Annotated in this window: 17 protein-coding genes; 2 read left to right on the forward strand and 15 right to left on the reverse strand. The window is 67.1% G+C overall.

The genetic code is table 11. The features are described 5' to 3' along the window. The 9 genes from L6D89_RS28490 to L6D89_RS28530 all read right to left on the reverse strand — a co-directional run. On the reverse strand, positions 1-391 hold a 391-nt coding region (locus L6D89_RS28490), incomplete at its 3' end, for a contractile injection system protein, VgrG/Pvc8 family (protein ID WP_248285747.1). Between the two features lie 365 nt (positions 392-756). Then, positions 757-1,386 (reverse strand): helix-turn-helix domain-containing protein, encoded by a 630-nt coding sequence (locus L6D89_RS28495; protein ID WP_236201845.1) that lies wholly within the window; start codon positions 1,384-1,386, stop codon positions 757-759. Between the two features lie 3 nt (positions 1,387-1,389). Further along, a complete protein-coding gene (locus L6D89_RS28500; protein WP_089285704.1) occupies positions 1,390-1,551 on the reverse strand; it encodes a hypothetical protein in 162 nt (53 codons plus the stop codon). A 114-nt stretch (positions 1,552-1,665) separates the two neighbouring features. Beyond that, positions 1,666-2,403 carry a UTRA domain-containing protein gene (locus L6D89_RS28505; RefSeq protein ID WP_236201846.1) on the reverse strand — a complete coding sequence of 246 codons (738 nt, stop codon included), beginning with the start codon at positions 2,401-2,403 and terminating at the stop codon, positions 1,666-1,668. An 8-nt stretch (positions 2,404-2,411) separates the two neighbouring features. Continuing rightward, positions 2,412-3,005 carry a nicotinamide riboside transporter PnuC gene (gene pnuC, locus L6D89_RS28510; RefSeq protein ID WP_236201847.1) on the reverse strand — a complete coding sequence of 198 codons (594 nt, stop codon included), beginning with the start codon at positions 3,003-3,005 and terminating at the stop codon, positions 2,412-2,414. Positions 3,006-3,016: 11 nt separating this feature from the next. Then, a complete protein-coding gene (locus tag L6D89_RS28515) occupies positions 3,017-5,188 on the reverse strand; it encodes a TonB-dependent siderophore receptor (RefSeq protein WP_236201848.1) in 2,172 nt (723 codons plus the stop codon). A 112-nt stretch (positions 5,189-5,300) separates the two neighbouring features. Then, a complete protein-coding gene (locus tag L6D89_RS28520) occupies positions 5,301-6,176 on the reverse strand; it encodes a sulfurtransferase (protein ID WP_236201849.1) in 876 nt (291 codons plus the stop codon). A gap of 1 nt (position 6,177) precedes the next feature. Next, the gene (locus L6D89_RS28525; RefSeq protein WP_236201850.1) at positions 6,178-7,323 is read right to left on the reverse strand and encodes a phosphotransferase enzyme family protein; all 1,146 of its coding nucleotides are present in this window, start codon (positions 7,321-7,323) and stop codon (positions 6,178-6,180) included. Then, the gene (locus tag L6D89_RS28530) at positions 7,320-8,240 is read right to left on the reverse strand and encodes an ABC transporter substrate-binding protein (protein ID WP_236201851.1); all 921 of its coding nucleotides are present in this window, start codon (positions 8,238-8,240) and stop codon (positions 7,320-7,322) included. The genes L6D89_RS28525 and L6D89_RS28530 overlap by 4 nt, the downstream gene beginning before the upstream one ends. Before the next feature lie 288 nt (positions 8,241-8,528). On the opposite strand from L6D89_RS28530, the gene L6D89_RS28535 reads away from it, so the two are divergent. Then, positions 8,529-9,155, forward strand: coding sequence for a methylthioribulose 1-phosphate dehydratase (locus L6D89_RS28535; protein ID WP_236201852.1), 627 nt, complete (start codon positions 8,529-8,531; stop codon positions 9,153-9,155). Here the strand turns inward: L6D89_RS28535 and L6D89_RS28540 are convergent. The 6 genes from L6D89_RS28540 to L6D89_RS28565 form a co-directional block, all read right to left on the reverse strand. Beyond that, positions 9,152-10,621 (reverse strand): sensor domain-containing diguanylate cyclase, encoded by a 1,470-nt coding sequence (locus L6D89_RS28540; RefSeq protein WP_236201853.1) that lies wholly within the window; start codon positions 10,619-10,621, stop codon positions 9,152-9,154. The genes L6D89_RS28535 and L6D89_RS28540 overlap by 4 nt on opposite strands. A gap of 227 nt (positions 10,622-10,848) precedes the next feature. Further along, a complete protein-coding gene (locus L6D89_RS28545; RefSeq protein ID WP_236201854.1) occupies positions 10,849-13,389 on the reverse strand; it encodes a TonB-dependent siderophore receptor in 2,541 nt (846 codons plus the stop codon). A gap of 372 nt (positions 13,390-13,761) precedes the next feature. Beyond that, positions 13,762-14,736 carry a FecR domain-containing protein gene (locus L6D89_RS28550; RefSeq protein ID WP_236201855.1) on the reverse strand — a complete coding sequence of 325 codons (975 nt, stop codon included), beginning with the start codon at positions 14,734-14,736 and terminating at the stop codon, positions 13,762-13,764. Then, a complete protein-coding gene (locus L6D89_RS28555) occupies positions 14,733-15,266 on the reverse strand; it encodes a sigma-70 family RNA polymerase sigma factor (RefSeq protein WP_236170544.1) in 534 nt (177 codons plus the stop codon). The genes L6D89_RS28550 and L6D89_RS28555 overlap by 4 nt, the downstream gene beginning before the upstream one ends. Positions 15,267-15,397: 131 nt before the next feature. After that, the gene (locus L6D89_RS28560) at positions 15,398-16,303 is read right to left on the reverse strand and encodes a LysR family transcriptional regulator (RefSeq protein ID WP_236201856.1); all 906 of its coding nucleotides are present in this window, start codon (positions 16,301-16,303) and stop codon (positions 15,398-15,400) included. Between the two features lie 77 nt (positions 16,304-16,380). Beyond that, positions 16,381-17,154 (reverse strand): SDR family oxidoreductase, encoded by a 774-nt coding sequence (locus tag L6D89_RS28565; RefSeq protein ID WP_236201857.1) that lies wholly within the window; start codon positions 17,152-17,154, stop codon positions 16,381-16,383. Positions 17,155-17,339: 185 nt separating this feature from the next. Between L6D89_RS28565 and L6D89_RS28570 the strand changes: the two genes are divergently transcribed. Next, the gene (locus tag L6D89_RS28570) at positions 17,340-18,227 is read left to right on the forward strand and encodes a LysR substrate-binding domain-containing protein (protein ID WP_236201858.1); all 888 of its coding nucleotides are present in this window, start codon (positions 17,340-17,342) and stop codon (positions 18,225-18,227) included. Positions 18,228-18,387: the final 160 nt, after the last annotated feature.

The following is an 18,387-nucleotide window of genomic DNA, read 5'->3' on the forward strand; positions in this document are numbered from 1 at the left end:
TCTGGTAGATGCGGAACTGCTGGCCCTTGTCGAGCAGGGCCAGGTGCGGCTCGAGGGTGAGTTCATAGCGCGCCTCGTCGCGGGAGGCGGACAAGCGCCGGAAGCGCGTGACCACGCCGTGCAGGGTGCGCAGCGGCGCCAGCGCCGGCGGGGTGAAGCCGCGAATGCTCAGCGAGGGCGGTGCGGCGTGCAGGCTGAAGCTGGCGTCCTTGCCGAGCATCGTTTCAGCGGCGATATCGAGGTTGGGGCTGGTGACTTCGATGGCGTAGCAGAAGGTTTCGCTGAGCGCTTCGGTACCGGAGAAGGCCAGCACGTCCAGCAGCGCGCCCTGGCCATCCACGGTGACGGTGTGCCGGCTGTGGTCGAAGAAGGTGCGGAGTTCACTGAGCATCGTTTCTCTCCCCGGTCTCAAACGTGGTTGGGGGGATTTCAACGGTGCGATTTGCAGGGTCAACAGGTGGCGTTGGAGCGTTGTACATGGCGGTGCATCCCTGTGGCGCGCGACGATGGAACAGCTCTGAGTCGCTTACCTTGGGAGTTCGATGAGGGGTAGGTACAGCTCCGCTGAGATGGTTGGGATATTTCCTGATGTCATCACGGATCGGGATGTAGAACTTTCAGCACTTCCTCTCGATCTTGCAGCCCCTGTCAGACTTGCGCGCTGGATTCCGCCGCGCACTCAGCGACTTGCCGCGTTCTGGCGGCAGCAAATAAAAAGGGGCGCCTGAGGCGCCCCTTTTTCGGTCTGCGTTAGCGTCAGTCCAACCGCTCCGCATAGGTAGTGACCAGATACGCCACCGCCTCGCTGTCCGCCGGGTTGCGGTAGCTGTGCGGCTGGTCGGCGTAGAACAGGATGGAGTCGCCGGTGCCGAGGAGGAAGCGTTCCTGGTTCACGCTGATTTCCAGCACGCCCTGGGCGACCACCAGGTTTTCCTGGGTGCCCGGCGCGTGGCCGGTGGAGTGTTCGGTGGCCAGACCCTTGAGGCGCAGTTCGTAGAATTCCACCTGGCGCGAGACGTCGAAGGGGAACAGCGCGCGGCTGACGAAGGCGCCGTCGCCGCTGACCAGGCGCTTGCTGTCGCGCGCGGGCAGTACGGCCACGCCTTCGAAGGCGCGGTCGTCGAGGAAGGCGGCGACCGAGACCTTCAGGCCCTGGGCGATCTTGCACAGCACCTTGATCGACGGGACGCTGCGGCCGGATTCGATCTGCGCGAGCATGGTACGGCTCACGCCGCTGAGCCGCGCGAGGCCGTCGAGGGAGAGGTTGCGCTTGGCGCGCAGGCGCAGCAGGTTGCTGGCGACGCGCTCGCCGATGGGGTCTTCGGGCGTGTCGGGCGCGGGATCAAACGCCACGGCGGGCAGCTCCGTGGCGAGCGGCAGGCCCATGGATCAGGCCTCGCGGCGGCCGCTGTCGCGGCTCTGCTGGACGATCTGGAGGGCGTCGTAGCCGGCACGCTGTGCGTACAGCATCCACATCAGCTCGGCCTGGCGGCGTGCCTGACGGCGCGTGCGGTGGCGGGCGAGGTCGATGATGTTGTCGGTGCGGTCCATGGCGGCTCCAGAAGGCTCGCAGTCAAGCCGGTGGCGGTGAAGTTGGAGCTAGCCTAGCGTTGATTCTGTTAGAACCAGAAATACTGAATTAGCATTTGGTAATTACTTATTAAGCTATAACGGCCGCGACGGAAAATCCGCCTGCACGGCCACAGACACTGCATCCGGCCGCCAGAATTCCTGGTCGAATTCCACCAGCAGGCCGTCCTCGGCGTAGTTCAGGCGCTCCAGCACCAGGTTGCTGGCGCCGGAGGCCAGTTGCAGCAGTTCGGCGTGATCGTCATTCACCGTGCCCAGGCGCAGGTTCAGCGTGCAGCGCGTCTGCAGCTTGCCGAAGCGCTCGCGCAGCACGGTGGTCAGCGAGCGGTCCAGGCGTGCGTCGAGCAGGTCCGGGCACCAGCTGGCGAGCAGGGTGTTGATCTCCACCAGCACCGGGCGGCCGTCGATCAGCCGGCGGCGGTGCAGGCGGAACACCGGCTCGTCCGGCGAGGGCAGGTTCATCCGCGCGGCCAGCCAGGCGCCGGCGCGGCGGCGTTCGGCGCTCAGGCATTCGGTGAGCGGCTCGCGACCCTGCAGGCGCACGTAGTCCATGAAGCTGACCAGACGCGTCGGGTCGTAGTCGATGCGCGGCGGGCTGAGGTACCAGCCACGGCGGTTCTCGCGGTAGATCAGGCCCTCGGTTTCCAGTTGCTGCAGGGCCTGGCGCAAGGTCACGCGGGTGCACTCGAAGCGCTCGGCGAGGTCGCGCTCGGGTGGCAGCTTCTGCCCGGCGAGGAAGCGCCCCTGGGCGATGTCCGCGGCCAACTGGTCGCGGATGCGCGCGTAGTGCGGCGGGATGGCCTGGTAGAGCATGGCGGCTCTCAGGAGTTGCCGGCCAGTGCCGGAGCGCTGGGCGGTTCGTCATCCAGTTCGCGCTGCCAGGCCAGCAGGCCGTAGATCGCCAGTACCACGAAGCCGGCGTAGAGCCCGGCGGTGAGGTACAGCGCCTTGTAGAGGAAGACCCCGGTGTAGAGCACGTCGAGGATGATCCACAGCCACCAGCTGGCGACGTATTTGCGCGCCGCCCAGAAGCTCGCCACCAGGCTGAAGGCGGTCAGCGCGGCGTCCATCCAGGGCAGGGCGGCGTCGGTGTGTGTGTGCATCGCCCAGCCCAGGGCGAAGGCGCCCACGGCACCGGCCAGGCAACTGCTGATGGCGGTGGAGAGGGGCAGGCGTTCGACGCGCACCTTGCCGTGGTCGCTGCCGCCCTTGCTCCATTGCCACCAGCCGTAGAACTGCAGGACCACGAAGACCAGTTGCAGAAGCATGTCGGAGTAGAGCTTCACGCTGAAGAAGATCCACGCATAGAGCAGCACCGCCACCACGTTCACCGGCCAGCACCAGCGGATGCGCCTTGCGGTGAGCCAGACGCCGAGCACGTTGACGATCACCGCGATGATTTCCAGAGCAGACATTCGCGCTTACCTCAGAAGTTGACGCTCGCCGTCAGGCGAGCCGTGCGCGGCGCACCCTGGAACAGGTAGCCGTCGCCGAAATATTCACCGACATCGCGCCAGTAGCGCTTGTCGAACAGGTTGTCGACGCTCAGCCGCAGCACGGTCGGGTAGTCGCCGATGCGAGTGCTGAAGCGTGCGCCGGCGTCATACAGGGTGTAGCCGCCGACTTCCACTGCGCCATCGCGGTCAGCATATTTGGCGCCGCTGTAGCGTGCCGCGCCGAGCAGCGAAAGCCCCGGCACTTCGGCCAGCGCGTAGTCCGCCTGCAGGCTCGCGCGCAGGCGCGGGACGTTGATCGCCTGGTGGCCTTCGTAGTCGTCGGTGCCACTGTTCACCACCCGCGAACGGATCGCCGCGAGGCTACCGCTCAATTGCAGCGCGGAGGTTACCCGGCCACTGGCGGACAACTCCAGCCCGCTGTTCTTCTGCTGGCCCTGCTGCACGTAGGTGAAGCTGCCGTCGCCGTTGGGCCGGGCGAACTGGTAGGCCTGGTGGATCTGGAACAGCGCGGCGCTCCAGTCGAAGCCGGGCAGCTCCTGCTTGATGCCGAACTCGACCTGGCGCGAGGAGGTGGGCGCCAGGGTGTCGCCGGCGTTGCTGGCGAACCAGGGTGCCTCGCCGCCCAGGGACAGGCCCTTGCTGTAGCTGCCGTAGATGGAGATGTCCGCACGTGGCTTGAAGATCAGCGCGCCATTGGGCAGGAATTCCGCGCGGCGGGTATGCCGGGTGGTGTCGCCGTCGCTGTCGAAGGTGCGCTCGTCCAGGCGCACCTGGCGCCCGCCCAGCACGACCTGCCACTGCTCATTGAAGGCGATGCGGTCACTGGCGAACAGGCCGTACTGGCGGCTGTCGAGGTGGCGATAGCTGTGGCCGGGCTCGCCGTCGAAGGGCTTCACGGCGCCGATGCCGGTGTAGATGTTGCCGCTGCCGACCCACTCGTTGAGCTCCGGGCGGCTGTCCAGCACGCGGCGGAAGGCCGAAGTGCCGACGGTCAGCTCGTGGCGCAGCCAGCCGGTGGCGAACTGGCCGTGCAGGGCGGCTTCCAGCTCGTCGTTGCGGCGGGTGTCGTCGGGGCTGCGGAAGTCGTAGAGATCGTAGTCGCCTTCGGGGCTGAAGTAATTCGGCACGGCGGAATCGGCGCAACTGGCGGCGCCGTAGCAGCCCCAGGGGAAGGCGCTGTAGTCGTCGATCACCACGCGGCTGCGCGAGGCATTGAGGGTGCCGGTCCAGGCGTCGTCGAAGCGGTACTCGAAGCGCGTGTTGAGGTTCAGCGATTCGATCCGCACCGGATCGGCCCAGCTCTGGTAGCCGAGGCGGTCGTGCGGGTCAATGCCGTGGGGCAGCTCGCTGCCGCCAAGCAGCTGGTAGCCGGGTGCCGAGGGTTGGCGACGGTTCTGGTATTCGGCGTCGAATTGCCAGAGGGCGTTGGGCGAGAGGTTCCAGTCCAGTGCCAGGGAGGCGAAGTCGCGCTGGCCGTCGGTGTGGTCGATGTAGGAGCGCAGGTCGTCGTGGGCCAGGTTGACCCGCACGCCGACGGTCTGCTCGCCATCCAGCCAGGCGCCGACGTCGGTGGCGACGTAGCGGCCGCCTTCATCGTCGCTGCCCAGCGTCACCGAGCGCACGTCCTGCGGGCGCTTGGTGACGTAGTTGATCAGCCCGCCGGGCTCGGACACGCCGCTCTGCAGGCCGGACAAGCCCTTGAGCACCTCGACCTGCTCCTTGTTCTCCAGCGCCACGTTCTGCTCGCCGGTGATGGTGCGGCCGTTGATCTTGTAGCTGCTGGCGGCGTTGAGCGAGTAGCCGCGGATCTCGAAGTTCTCGTAGTAGCCCACCGGTGCGTAGGCCTCGCCGGTGGAGGCATCGTTCTTCAGCACGTCGCTGAGCAGGCGCGCCTGCTGGTCCTTGAGCAGCGCCTGGTTGAACACCGAGATGGAGGCGGGCGTGTCGAGCAACGGTGCCTCGCCGAAGCCGCCGACCGAGGCGCGGCCGCTGGCGTAGCTCTCGGTGTCGTGGCCGATCACCGTCACGGTATCCAGGGTCGCGGTGTCTTCGGCGTGGCCGGGGCCGCTGGCCAGCAGCACGGCCAGGGTCAGCAGGCTGAGGGGAAATCGCGTGCGCGCGGGGCGCGGCAGGTAGTGCATGGAACGCTCCTGAAAATCGCCGGGGCGTGCGCCGGGAATGCACGGGGCCGAGCCCCTCCCGCGCGAAACGGATGGCCTTGGATGTGAAACGTGAGTGCCCGTTAACGGGCGGTCAGGCCGGAGCTGCTCCGGTGGTCAATGGCAGGGAAGGCTCTGCGGCCCACTCCTGCAGCGAGCCGTCGTAGATCGCGACCCGGGTTTCCCCGGCCAGCGTCAGGGCCAGCGCCAGGGCGGCGGCGGAGATACCGCCGCCGCAGTACAGTAGCAGTGGCGCCTCGGCCTGCCGCAGCGCGGCGAGTGCCTCGCTCAGGGCCGCGCCGCGCCGGTAACAGCCGTCGTCGTCGAACAGGCTGCGCGCGGGCAGGTTGGCGCTGCCGGGAATGTGCCCGCGGCGGGCGTAACGGGTGACGGCGCTGCCGTCGAAGAGGGCGGCGGAGAGGGCGCAGACCAGCGTGCCTTCAGCGTCACCTGCCACGACTTTTTCAACACCCTGGCGGTCGATCCAGAAGCCGTCCCGGTACTGCGCCGGGGCCGATAGTGCCCCGCGTTGTGCGGCAGGCGATTCACCTTGTTCAAGCGTAAAGCCGGCGGCGATCCAGGCGCGCAGTCCACCATCCAGCACGGCTGCATCGATGCCCAGGCTGCGCAGCATCCACCACAGGCGCGCCGCCCAGAAACCGTCGCTGCGGTCGTAGATGACGATCCTTGAGTCGTCGCGGATGCCCAGTTTCTGCAAGGCATCCAGCGCTGCATGTGCCTGCGGCAGGGCGAAGCTGAAAGACGCCTGCGGATCGGCCAGTTCGGTCAGCAGGTCCGCATGGCGTGCGCCGCGAATGTGCCAGGCGAGCCAGCCGGCGTAGCCGCTCTTGACCCGATAGTCGCCATCGAATTCGGCGGTGGCCAGCTCCACGCTGGCATCCAGCAGGCACAGGCGCGGGTCGTCCAGCGCGGCGGCCAGCCAGTGTGCTGTGACCAGTGGTTCGCTCATCTCAATTCACCTTCGCAGCCAGTTGGCGAATGTGCTTGAGCAGACGCTGGCCTTCGGCGTCGAGGAACCAGCGGGTGTGGCCGATCAGGTAGTTGTCGTAGGCCAGCGCAGCGCTCTCGGCCGAGCCGAGGATGCCGTGGAAGTAGATGACCTCGGACAGCGCGAAATCCGCGTGCACCAGTGGCAGCAGCGCGGCCAGGGCGAGCAGGTCGTCGCGACCCAGCGGGCGCACGCTGGTGTAGCCCTGCAGCAGGGCGTCCAGTGCATCGAGGTCGGCGACGGCGGCGCGGCCCTGGTCCAGCTCCAGCCAGGGCACCAGGTTGCGCTCGATGGCGGTGGCCAGGTCGAACAGCGCGAAGCTGCGGTCGCTCAGGCCGAAGTCCAGCACCGAGACCACCTGCGCCTGCGGGCCTTCCTCGCTCCATAGCAGGTTGGAGGCGTGCCAGTCGTTGTGCGTCCACAGCGTCGGCTGGCGTTGCAGATAGGGCAGCAGTGCGCGTTGCAGCGGCAGGTGCAGTTCGCTGAGCGTTTCCTTCCAGGGGCGCGCTTGCAGGTACTCGGCGAGGGCGGGTGCCTGGGCGAAGGTCGCTTCGATGGCGGCCAGCGGGTCCGGCGCGCCGAACAGCTTGAGGTTGCTCAGCAGCACACCGGCGCTGCGCGAGGGCGCGGCGAAACCTTCGGCGGCGCGGTGCAGTTTCGCCAGCGCGGCGCCAGCGGCGAAGGCATGGGCGTTGTGCTGGAACGGTGTCCAGGACAGCGCGTCGCGGTACAGGTCCAGCCCCTCGGCCTTCCGGTGGACTTCATAGGTCCAGCCGTCGCGCTCGATGGCGCTGCGGCCGTGCCGGTCGCGCAGCACCTGCGCCACTGGTGCAGCGCGTTGGGCCAGGTGATCGAGGAAGGTGTGCTCTTCCTTCAACCAGTCAGCCGTGCGCACGCTGGGATGGTGACGCTTGACGAACAGCGGGCCGTTGGCGGTTTCCACCAGCGCGGCAGCGGAGAAAGGCCGTGGGCTGTGCCAGGTCAGGCGGGCTTCGGCGCCGGCCTGCGGGAAGTCTTGCAGCAGCGCGGCGACCTCCGCTTCGGTCAGCGCCGGCCAGTCGGCTTCCACCGGCTCCAGGCCCATGCCGTGGCTCAGGCGTTTGCTCATGCTGGGGTCTCCACTTGCCAGGCATTGCTGGTGGCGCCGCGCCAGACCTCCGGGTCGCGCAGCACACCGTATTCATGCAGCCACTGGGCGTAGGGCTGCAGCAGTGCTTCGCGCTGTTCGCCCCAGCGGCCCTGATGCAGCCAGCTGGGCGCGATGCGCCGCAGGGATTCTGCCAGCATCTCGCGGGGAAAGTAGGGAATGGTGCGTTCGTAGACCGGCAACGCGGCTTCCGGCTCGGCTGCCGCCGCGAGGAATCCCCGCGCGGTGACAGCAAGGAAACGTCGGGCGATCTCAACGTTGGCATCGAGCCAGTCTTCGCGCGCGCCCAGCAGATAGCTGTGATAGGGCGGGGCGCCGATCTCGTCCACCGGCAACACCACGCGGCGCTCATCGGCGATGGGGCTGGGCAGCAGCGCTTCCCAGGCCCAGTAGCCGCCGAAGCTGGCATCGGCGACGCCGGCGGCCAGGTCTTCCGGGCGCAATTCGCGAAAACCTGCGTCCACCAGTTCCACGGTATCGGGATCGCCGCCGTCCTGGCTCACCAGGTGGCGCACCATGGCCAGGCCGCGCGGCGTCGGGTTGAGCGCCAGGCGCTTGCCCTGCAGGTCGCGGGGGCGGCGGATGCCGCTGTCGGTGAGAGTCTGGATCGATTCCAGGCCGCGATGGTTGATCGCCGCCACGCCGAGCAGTGGCTGGCCGAGTTCACGGCGCACCAGCAGGCGATTGCTGGGGAACACGCCGAACGCGGCGGCGCCGCGCAGCAGGTGGTCGAGGGTGTCGCCGTGGTAGGGGTCGTGCACCACCAGTTCCACGTCCAGCCCCGCCTCGCGGTACCAGCCGCGTTCGCGGGCGAGGTAGAAGCCGGCCGAATTGGGCCAGGGGTGGAAGTATTCGAGTATGACCCTCAGGGCGAACATGAAGCCTTTCTCCAAAACGGCCAGCGGCCGATGACTGCGATGGGGCGTATTCCAAGGCAGAACAATTGGTATATACCAATATGAATTTCACAGGTTTTTATAACCTTAACGAATAATAACTCCTCGGCAGCGGGCGGCGGGCAGATAGCTCGCTGCCAGGTGTCGTCGTTGCGATGGATCGCTCTGGCGCGGGCGTGCGCGAGTTATGACCTCATGCGATTAAGGTATTTCTAGCCGCAGGTGCGCATGGCTAGAGTGGCGACCTCTTCCAACAGCACCGGCGCTCGCATGACTGACACCCGCCAGCAACTCACCCGGCAGATCATCGACGCCGGCCGCTTCCTCTACCAGCGCGGCTGGTCGCCCGCCACCAGCAGCAACTATTCCACGCGCCTGGCGGCTGACCGCGCACTGCTCACGGTTTCGGGCAAGCACAAGGGCCAGCTCGGCGAGGACGACGTGCTGGAAACCGATCTCGCCGGTAACAGCCTGGAGCCGGGCAAGAAGCCCTCGGCGGAAACCCTGCTGCACACCCAGCTCTACGCCTGGCGCGCGGAGATCGGTGCGGTGCTGCACACCCATTCGGTCAACGCCACGGTGCTCTCGCGCCTGACCGTGGGCTACCGCCTGGAGCTGCAAGACTACGAACTGCAGAAGGCCTTCAGCGGTGTCACCACCCATGAAGGCCGTGTCACCGTGCCGATCTTCGACAATGACCAGGACATCGCCCGCCTGGCCGCCAGGGTGCAGCCCTGGCTGGATGCGCACCCGGATTGCCCCGGTTACCTGATTCGCGGCCATGGCCTGTACACCTGGGGCGCACGGATGAGCGATGCGTTGCGCCAGGTCGAGGCGTTCGAGTTTCTCTTCGAATGCGAACTGAAGCTGCTGAGCCTGCGCGGCGGTCGAGGCTAGGACGACTCGACCTCGGCGGGGTGGAAGCCGACCACGCGGTTGCGCCCGCCATTCTTTGCCTGGTATAGCGCGCTGTCGGCAGATTGCAGCAACTCGGCCCAGTTCGCCGGGCTGAAGCGCGAGGTGCTGGCGACGCCGATGCTCAGGGTGACTACGCCCAGCGGGCCATGTTCGTGCGGTACGGCGAGGCCCTGCAGGCTGGCGCGGATGTGTTCGGCCAGTTCCAGCGCATCGGCTTCTTCGCTGTCGCCCAGTAATACGACGAATTCCTCGCCGCCGAAACGCGCCGCGCAATCGGCCGGGCGCCGGGTCCACTCGGCGATCACCTGGGCCACGGTCCTGAGCGCCGCATCGCCGGCGGGGTGACCGTAGCGGTCGTTGTAGGCCTTGAACTTGTCGATATCCATGAGCATCACCGACAGTGCCGCACCGCTGCGCTGGTATCGCGACCACTCGTGGCCGGCGCGCAGGTCGAAGGCGCGGCGGTTGTTCAGCCCGGTCAGCGGGTCGGTGCTGGCCGCCATCTGCAGCTCGGCTTCTTTGCGGTCGCGCTGGCGCATCTGGCGCAGGGCGATCAGTGCCAGGCCGATCACCGTGCCATCCAGGGCGAGACCCAGCAGGGCGATCAATCCGCCGCGCCAGTACCAGTCCTCGTAGATCTCGCTGGAGGGCAGGGCCACGCTGAACACCAGCGGGTAGCCCTCCACGGGGCGGAAGTCGTGCCAGCGTTTGACACCGTCGCTGCCGAGGTCGAAGAAGGTCTCCTCGCCGCTGGCCAGGTAGCGCTCCAGCGCTCCGCCCAGGGGCTCGGTGGGCGGCGAGTCGGGCCAGCGCGCCAGTAACGTGCCGTCGCGCATGTGCAGGCTGACGCTGCCGCCTTCGCCCAGGTTGAGGCCGCTGAACAGGTCGTGGAAGTAGTTCAGCTCCAGATTGGCGCCGACGACCCCGGCGAAGCTGCCATCGGCGCGCTCCAGTCGCCGGCTCAGGGCGATGCTGCTGCGCGCATTGCTGGAATAGGGGATGTAGGGATGGCTGATCAGCAGTGCATTGCCCCTGGCCTCGCGCTGCGCCTGGAAGTACTCGCGGCCGGAGAGATCCAGGCGCGGGGGGATTTCCTTGCCGAAGCTGAAGGTCGCCACGCCATCGGCATTGGTAATGAATACCGAGCCCATGCCGCGGGTCGGTGCGGTGTAGTCCTTGAGCAGCGAGTCGCGCACCGTGCTCGACAGCGCACGCACCTCGGGCTCGGCGTGGGCGTGCACCACCGCTTCCAGGGTCATGTCGTAGAGGTCGAGGTTGCGCTGGATATCACGCTGCACCAGCAGGGCGATGTTGTGGCCATTGGCGCTGGCGACTTCCAGCGCGTCCTGGCGCATTTCCAGGATGGCCCAGAGCGACAGGGCGCTGATGGCGGCAGTCAGGCCCAGGCTGCTGGCCAGGATGGTGCTGGAGCGGTGGATCGGCATGCCGGTGTCCATACGAAGCTGCAAGTGAGGCGGCCGCGCGGTTGCGGCGCGTGCCTCAAGGCATATAGCAGCTAACGGCCAGGTTGTCCGGGCTCCAGCGCAGGCGTGGAGGTTTTTCCGGGCAAAAAAAATGCTGCCTGGATCAGGCAGCATTCATGGGTCACGCACCATTGGTGACTGGCTTCAGTCTGCCGGCGCGAGATTAAGCTTTGATGAAGGCGCGATCCTCAGTAGGTCGCCCGCACGGTCAGCATGAAGTTGCGCGGGTCGCCGTAGACGTTGCCGTAGGTCGAGGTGCCGACGGTCTGGTAGTACTTCTTGTCGAACAGGTTGTTGCCGTTGAGCGCGACGTTCCAGTGTTCGTCCAGCTGGTAGTCGACCAGGGCGTTCCACACCGCGTAGCCACTTTGCTGGTAGTCGAATGGCACGTCGGCCTGCGTCACCTTGCCGTTGCTGTCGTAGGTGGAGGCGGTGCCGCTGACCTTGGTCGCGCTCTGGATATCGACGCCGCCGCCGACGCGGAACTTCGACCAGTCGCCTGGCAGGCGGTAGGTGGTGAACAGCTTGGCCAGGTGCTTGGGCGTGATGGTGCTCAGCTCACCGCCGACGGTGCGGTTCTTGTTGAGGTTGAGGGTGTAGCTGGCCATGACCATCCAGTCCGGCAGCAGCTCGCCGGAGATTTCCATGTCGATGCCCTTGCTGGTCACCTCGCCGCCGTTGACGTAGCAGCAGTTGCCGCCGAACAGCACCGAGGTGGCCTCGTACTGCGGGTCGAGCACGGCCTGGTCTTCGCGCTTGGTGTAGTAGAGCGCCACGCTGGTGTTCAGCTTGCCGTCGAACAACTCGCCCTTCAGGCCGGTTTCGTAGGTCTTGCCGGTCATGGGGTCGAGGGTGCTGCCGCTGCCCAGCGGGCCGGCCATGAGGTTCTGCTGCGGTTTGAAGATTTCCGCGTAGCTGGCGTAGGCGGCCCACTCGTCGCTGAGGTCGTAGACGATGCCGCCGAACGGTGTGGTCCTGGTCGGTTCGCGCATGTCGACGCGCGACTGCACGCCCCAGGTGCCATTGGCCAGGGTCTGGTAGGTCTGGTCGAACTTGTAGCGTTGCACCCGCGCGCCGAGGATCAGGTGCAGTGGCTCGGCCAACTGCAGGCGCAGGCTGGAGTAGAGGCCGTACTGGGTCTGGCTGTTGGGGCTGTAGTTGCGGGTAACGTCCGGGCGCTCGCCGGGGTCGTTCCAGGGCGTGGAGTTCGGGTCGAACACGTTTACCGCGCCACCGGCCGTGCTGAAGCGCGGCGTGCCCTGCCAGCGGCTGTCGATGTCCTGGTAGTCGCCGCCGACGGTGAGCTGGTGATTCAGGCCGAACAGGCTGAAGTTGCCCGAGACGTTGGCGTCCCAGAGGTTCTGCTCGCTCCACTGGGTAATCCAGGTGCCGTAGCGGGTGACGCCGGCGCCGGTGACCGGGTTCACCGAGCCCAGGGTGGTGGCGTTGTTGGTCTCGATGGTGTCGTAGATGTTGGTGTAGCTGAGGTTGAGCTTCCAGTCGTCGTTCAGGCGCTGGTCGAGCTTGGCGAAGTACTCGCGGGAGAAACCGTCGGCGTAGGCCCAGGTCGTGGACAGGCCGGTATGGCGCGGCAGGCCGAGATCAACGCCGTTGCTGTAGCGTGGTACGGCGTTGGCGGTGCCGGTTTCGTGGACCTTGTTGAAGCGCAGCCCGGCGGTGAGCAGGGTGTCGTCGGTGACATCGGCTTCCAGCACGCCGTAGAAGATCGGCTTGTCGGTGGCGCGGTTGTCGGTGAAGTACTGGCGGTCCTGGTAGGCAACCACCGCGCGCCCGCGCAGCTTGCCGTCGAAGCCGAGTGGGCCGGTGACATCGAACTCGCTGCGGTAGTTGTCCCAGCTGCCGGCGGAGGCGCTGAACTTGAGCTGGTAGGTATCCAGCGGGCGCTTGCGCACCAGGTTGATGATGCCGCCGGGGTCGCCGGTGCCGCCGAACAGCGCGGAGCTGCCGCGCAGTACTTCGACGTGGTCGAACTCGGCCATGTCGTAGACGTTGGAGGAGTAGAAGGAGCCGGCGGTGGTGCCCAGCGCCATGGGCGCCGCGCCGTCGAGCTGGATGTTCTGGATGGCGAAGCCGCGCGAGTAGAAGTCCTGGATGCGGAAGGTGTTGCTCTGCACGGTGATGCCCGGCACGGCCTTCATGGCGTCGTTGAGGTCGGCGATCTGGCGGTCGTCCATCAACTGGCGGGTGATCACCGAGACCGACTGCGGGGTTTCCTTCAGCGAGGTTGGGGTCTTCGAGCCGACGCTGGTCAGGCCCGGCGTGTAGCTGCCGCTGTTCTCGGTGGCCTGGCCCATGCCCTGGCCCATGATGGTGGTTTCGCTCATTTCCAGCGCGGCGTCGTCCTGCGGGATGAGCACCAGCTGGTAGCGCTTGCCGTTGCCCTGCGCCGTGCTGCGTTGGGCACTGAGGCCGCTGCCCATCAGCATCAGGTCCAGCGCTTCCTCGGCGCTGTAATTGCCGCGCACGGCCTGGCTCTGGCGGTCGCGGGTCAGCTCGGCGTCGGCGGCCAGCAGCAGGCCGGTCTGTGCGGCCAGCTCGGTGAGCTGGCGGGCCAGCGGGCCGGCGGGGATGTCGAAGCTCTGCCGCTGGGCTTGCTCGGCGCCCGCGACGGCGGAGACCGAGAGCGGGCCGACGGCGGCCAGGCTCAGGGCAATGGCGAGAAACAGAGGATGTTTTTTGCTCGGGAAGTGCTGGTCTTGGCGTGGCATTCCGGTTCCTTGGCGTCCGGTTATTAGGGGTGTTTCCTAGTAATCCGAAACAGAACGGAAAATCGGAACCATTCTCGAAAACTTTTTCTGGGTGCGAGCTGCCTGGGCTGGTGGGCCGCAGGGCGGTTCGCGAGCAAGCTCGCTCCTACAGGTGGGGTCGCGCTCTTCGTGGGAGCGAGCTTGCTCCTACAGGCGGGGTCGCGCTCTTCGTAGGAGTGAGCTTGCTCCTACAGGTGGGGTCGCGCTCTTCGTAGGAGTGAGCTTGCTCCTACAGGTGGGGTCGCGCTCTTCGTAGGAGCGAGCTTGCTCCTACAGGTGGAGTCGCGCTCTTCGTAGGAGCGAGCTTGCTCGCGAACAGAGGTGCCTGCTCGGTTAGCTGCGCGGTACCACCGTCAGCCACCAGTCGAATCGCCGCTGCACGCGCACCGGCAGTGCTTCTTCCAGCTGCGCCAGGACCTGGTCGGTGTCGGCCAGCGGGAAGCTGCCCATGACGCGCAGGCGCGCTACGCTCGGGTCGACGCCGAGGTGGCCGCGCCGGTAGCCGCGCAGCTCTGCGATGAATTCGTCCAGCGGCATGTCTTCGGCCAGCAGCAGGCCACGGCTCCACGCTTCGCGGCGGGCTTCTGCGCGCGTCAGCGCACCGGCCGTAGTGGCATCGAAGATGACGCCCTGGCCCGCCTGCAGGGTGAGGCTGGCGCCGCTGTCCTGCAGGGTGGTGCGCACCGCGCCCTGGTAGACGTTGAGCTGGGTGCGTGGGCCGAGCTCGCGCACACTGAAACGGGTGCCCAGCGGTTGCAGCAGGCCGGCGCGGGTACGCACCTGGAAGGGGCGGCTGTCGCCGTGCCCGGTCTCGATCAGTACTTCTCCGGCGTACAGCAGCAGCTCGCGGCGGGTCGCGTCGAACTGCACGTCCAGCGCGCTGCCGCTGTTGAGCCAGAGTTGCGTGCCATCGCTGAGCCGTTCGCTGCGGCGCTCGCCGACCGCCGTGCGGTACTCCGCGCGCCAGGCGTGCAGGCTGTCGATGGGATTGGCCCGCCAACCCAGCCAGCCGAACAGGCCGGCACCTGCCAGCACGCTGAACTGGCTGAGCAGCCGGCGGCGCGTGTGCTTGCCGTTGCGCAGGGTGGTCAGCGTCCGGTGCGCGGCGGGACCTTGCTGCTGGATACCGGCGAAGCGCTGGCTGATCCGTTCGATGTAGCTCCAGGCCAGGCGCTGCGCCTCGCCCTGGTCCAGCCAGCGGCGCCATTGGGCGTGAAGCTCGGCGTCGTTGGGCGCCTCCTGCAGGCGCGCGAACCAGTCGGCGGCAGATTCCAGCGTGGCGTGGTCGAGGCCGGGTTTCGCGCTCACTGCAGCACTCCGTCCAGCTCCGCTTCGAGCAGGGCGCAGTGGAGCATGGCCTGGGCGATGTACTTGGTCACCGTGCGCACGGAAACACCCAGCTCCTCGGCGATCTCCCGGTAGCCCAGGCCGTGCAGTTGCGACAGGCTGAAGGCGGCGGCCACCCTGGGCGGCAGGCGCTCCAGCAGGTCCTGCAGCTGGCCGAGGGTTTCCAGGATGATCGCCTGGTGCTCCTGGGACGGCCAATGGCTTTCCGGCACCTGCGCCAGGGCTTCGAGCCAGGCTTTCTCCAACTGCTTGCGGCGCCAGAAGTCGACGCACAGGTGCAGCGAGATGCGGCTCAGGTAGGCACGGGCGTGCACGTCGCTGTCGAATTCGCGCGGCTGGGCCAGCAGGCGCACGAAGACGTCCTGGGCCAGCTCGGCGGCGTCGCTGGCGTTGCCCAGGCGGCGATTGATCCATTGCTGGATCCAGCCGTGGTTCTCGCGATAGAGGCTGGCCACTTGGGCACGATGGACGCAGGCGATGGGTCGGGTCATGGGAGGCCAGGCGAGGAGAGTTGTGCAAATGCGAATTATTATCAAAATAACCGAATGCCCGGCCTCAGGGCAATCCTCGGGGCATTCCTCAGGGCATTCCTCAGGGTAAAAGCGCTGCGCAGGGCCTCTCATCAGGGCGCCAGGAAGGGCTGCATCTGCGCGCCGAACCAGTCCAGGAAAACCGCCAGCCGACGCGAGCGCTGGCGGCGGTTGGGGTAGAGCATCGACACCGGCATGGGCGCGGGGCGATGCTCGGGCAGGACTTCCACCAGCGCGCCGGCATCGAGCAGGTGCTGCACGTCGAACAGCGGCACCTGGATCAGCCCGAGCCCGGCGCAACAGCTGGCGATGTAACTCTCGACGTTGTTGACGATCACCCGGCTGGGCAGCTCGATGCTGTGTTCGCTGCCCTCGGCCACATACTCCCAGGGCAGCGCCTGGCCACCGGTGGACGGGCTGTAGCCGATGCACTGGTGGTTCTTGTGCAAGTCGTCCGGTTGGCGTGGCACGCCGTGCTCGGCGAGGTAGGCGGGGCTCGCGCAGTTGACCAGCAGCACCTGCCCCAGCGGTTTCACCACCAGGCTGCTGCTGGCCAGCCGGCCGAAGCGGATGACGCAATCGACGCCCTCGCTCACCGGGTCGATGAGCCGGTCGGTGGAGCCCAGCCCCAGTTGCAGGCGCGGATACTGGCGGAGAAATTCCGCCAGTGCGGGAATCAGCAGGCGCCGGGCGATGCGGCTCGGTACGTCGACGTCCAGGCGCCCGCTGATCTGCTGCGGGTGCGTCTGGAACAGTTGGTCGACTTCGTCGTACTCCTGCAGCAACTGGCGGGCCCGCTCCAGCAATTGCAGGCCGTCCGCCGTCAGGCTGACCTTGCGTGTGGTGCGGTGCAGCAGGCGCGTGCCGACCGCTGCCTCGAGTTGCTGGACGGCGGCGGACACCGAGGCGCGCGGCAGCTTGAGTACCCGCGAGGCCTGGATGAAGCTGCCCAGCTCGGCGACCTGGACGAAGATGCGGTACTGCTCGATGCGCTCCATGGCACCTCGGGGGAATCCGGGCGCCCGCCCGCAACGGTGGCTCGGGCGGGCGCTGGTGGTTGGTCCGGCAAGCTCGGTTACTTGGTGGTATAGCCGCCATTGATCAGCAGCGTCTGCCCGGTGATCCACCAGCCGTCGCTGACCAGATGGCGGATGAACGGCACCACATCCTCGATGTCGGTCAGGCCGGTCCTGGAGAAGGGCGACAAGGCCGCGGCGGTCTTGTGGTAGTTCACCGCATCCTGGCCCTCGGCGGGGTAGAAGAACGGCGTATCCATCGGGCCCGGACCCACGGCGGTAACGGAGATGCCGCGCTCGCCCAGCTCCTTGGCGGCGGCACGGGTAAAGTGCTCCACCGGCGCCTTGCCGCCGGCATAGGCGGCGTAGAAGGGCGTGAAGGCACCCAGCAGGGAGGTGACGATGGTGCAGATCTTGCCGTTGTCGTTGAGGTGCCGACCGGCTTCCTTGATGAAGAAGAACGCCGACTTGGCGTTCACCGCCATCATCTCGTCGTACTCGGCTTCGCTGATCTCGGCCATGGGTTTCTTCAGCACCTTGCCGACGGTATTGATGGCGATGTCCGGCTTGCCGACGGCGGCGAGCGTATCGGCGAAGAGCTTCTCCACCGCGCCGGCGCGGGTGAGGTCGGCCTGCAGGGCGACGGCCCTGGCGCCCAGTTCCTGCAGCGCGGCAACGGTCTTGTCGGCCTCGGCCTTGCTCGCGGCGCTGTTGTAGTGCACCGCCACGGCGGCGGCTCCCTGTGCGGCGAGGTCGCGGGCGATCAGCCCGCCGAGGTTCTTTGCTCCCCCGGCAATGAGCACCACTTTCCCCTGGATCGAATGGTCGGCCATGGTCATCAGTCCTGCTTGGTTGAAGGCACGCCTGAGTCTAGAGGGGCTGGCGGCGAAGATAATTCCGTGCTGCCGGGATGGACTGTCCAGCGCCGCTGGACAATCGCCGCTGGCCAGCGCCTTGCGCCAGGGGCGGCGCCTCGGTCAGCATGCCGGCCGCCATTCTTCGAAAAAGACACACCGCCATGCGCCGCCTGCCTTCGCTCACAGCCTTGCGCACCTTCGAATCCGCCGCCCGACATGCTCACTTTGGCCGCGCTGCGGCCGAGCTGTGCGTCACCGACAGTGCGGTCAGCCACCAGATTCGCCAGTTGGAAGAGCAACTGGGGGCGCCGCTGTTCGAGCGCCAGGGGCGCCAGGTTCGGCCCACCGCCCAGGCGCGGCGCCTGTTGCGCAGCCTGCAACAGGCTTTCGAGCTGATCGGCACGGCGTGCGATGAACTGCGCGACCCGGGTTCACAGGCGCAGTTGCACATCGCCGTGACGGTGGAGCTGGCGCAGAAGTGGTTGGTGGGCAGGCTGGCCAACTTCGCCGAACGTTATCCGCAAATCATCCTGCACCTGCACGAGCAGCCGCTGGAGGCGCCGGGGCCGGGGGCCGATATCGACCTGGCGATCACCTACGGCACCGGTCCGGCGGACGCCAGCAGCTATTTCGTGCGGCCGCTGCGGACCCTGCAGTTCTTCCCGGTGTGCAGCCCCGGACTGTTCAACCAGTCGCCGCTCAAGCACCCGCGCGACCTGGCCCGGCACTGCCTGCTGCACGACGACCAGGACGGCAAGTCCTGGACTGCCTGGCTGACCACCCACGCCAGCGACATCCGCCCCAGCCGGCACGTCTACCTCGGCCACGCCGGGCTGACCATGGAGGCGGCGGTACGTGGCCAGGGCGTGGCTATCGGCGACAACCTCACCAGCGCCGAGGATCTGGCCAGCGGCCGGCTGGTCCGGCCGTTCGCCGCGCAGATCACTTCCCTGGGGCAGTACGCCCTGGTCTGCGAGCGCCTGCGCCTGGAAAAGCCGGCGGTGGCGGGTTTCATCGAGTGGTTTACCGAGCAGCTCGACGACAGGTGATGCCGCTGGATATCGCGTAGGAGCGGACTCCGTCCGCGATGGTCCCGCCCAGTTCCCTGGCACATTGGAGCGGCGGTCAGTCGATCGCGGACGGAGTCCGCTCCTACGCCGCATGGAAATTCATCGTTTGTTGAGGTGAATGATGAATCCAGTTCAGGTA

The organism is Pseudomonas pseudonitroreducens, from assembly GCF_021603645.1.
Lineage (GTDB): Bacteria > Pseudomonadota > Gammaproteobacteria > Pseudomonadales > Pseudomonadaceae > Pseudomonas > Pseudomonas pseudonitroreducens.

Coding starts and splice junctions, on each gene's coding strand:
- L6D89_RS28495 (WP_236201845.1), bottom strand. CDS start 1,386: ATGGGCCTGCCGCTCGCCACGGAGCTGCCCGCCGTGGCGTTTGATCCC.
- L6D89_RS28500 (WP_089285704.1), bottom strand. CDS start 1,551: ATGGACCGCACCGACAACATCATCGACCTCGCCCGCCACCGCACGCGC.
- L6D89_RS28505 (WP_236201846.1), bottom strand. CDS start 2,403: ATGCTCTACCAGGCCATCCCGCCGCACTACGCGCGCATCCGCGACCAG.
- pnuC (WP_236201847.1), bottom strand. CDS start 3,005: ATGTCTGCTCTGGAAATCATCGCGGTGATCGTCAACGTGCTCGGCGTC.
- L6D89_RS28515 (WP_236201848.1), bottom strand. CDS start 5,188: ATGCACTACCTGCCGCGCCCCGCGCGCACGCGATTTCCCCTCAGCCTG.
- L6D89_RS28520 (WP_236201849.1), bottom strand. CDS start 6,176: ATGAGCGAACCACTGGTCACAGCACACTGGCTGGCCGCCGCGCTGGAC.
- L6D89_RS28525 (WP_236201850.1), bottom strand. CDS start 7,323: ATGAGCAAACGCCTGAGCCACGGCATGGGCCTGGAGCCGGTGGAAGCC.
- L6D89_RS28530 (WP_236201851.1), bottom strand. CDS start 8,240: ATGTTCGCCCTGAGGGTCATACTCGAATACTTCCACCCCTGGCCCAAT.
- L6D89_RS28535 (WP_236201852.1), top strand. CDS start 8,529: ATGACTGACACCCGCCAGCAACTCACCCGGCAGATCATCGACGCCGGC.
- L6D89_RS28540 (WP_236201853.1), bottom strand. CDS start 10,621: ATGCCGATCCACCGCTCCAGCACCATCCTGGCCAGCAGCCTGGGCCTG.
- L6D89_RS28545 (WP_236201854.1), bottom strand. CDS start 13,389: ATGCCACGCCAAGACCAGCACTTCCCGAGCAAAAAACATCCTCTGTTT.
- L6D89_RS28555 (WP_236170544.1), bottom strand. CDS start 15,266: ATGACCCGACCCATCGCCTGCGTCCATCGTGCCCAAGTGGCCAGCCTC.
- L6D89_RS28560 (WP_236201856.1), bottom strand. CDS start 16,303: ATGGAGCGCATCGAGCAGTACCGCATCTTCGTCCAGGTCGCCGAGCTG.
- L6D89_RS28565 (WP_236201857.1), bottom strand. CDS start 17,154: ATGGCCGACCATTCGATCCAGGGGAAAGTGGTGCTCATTGCCGGGGGA.
- L6D89_RS28570 (WP_236201858.1), top strand. CDS start 17,340: ATGCGCCGCCTGCCTTCGCTCACAGCCTTGCGCACCTTCGAATCCGCC.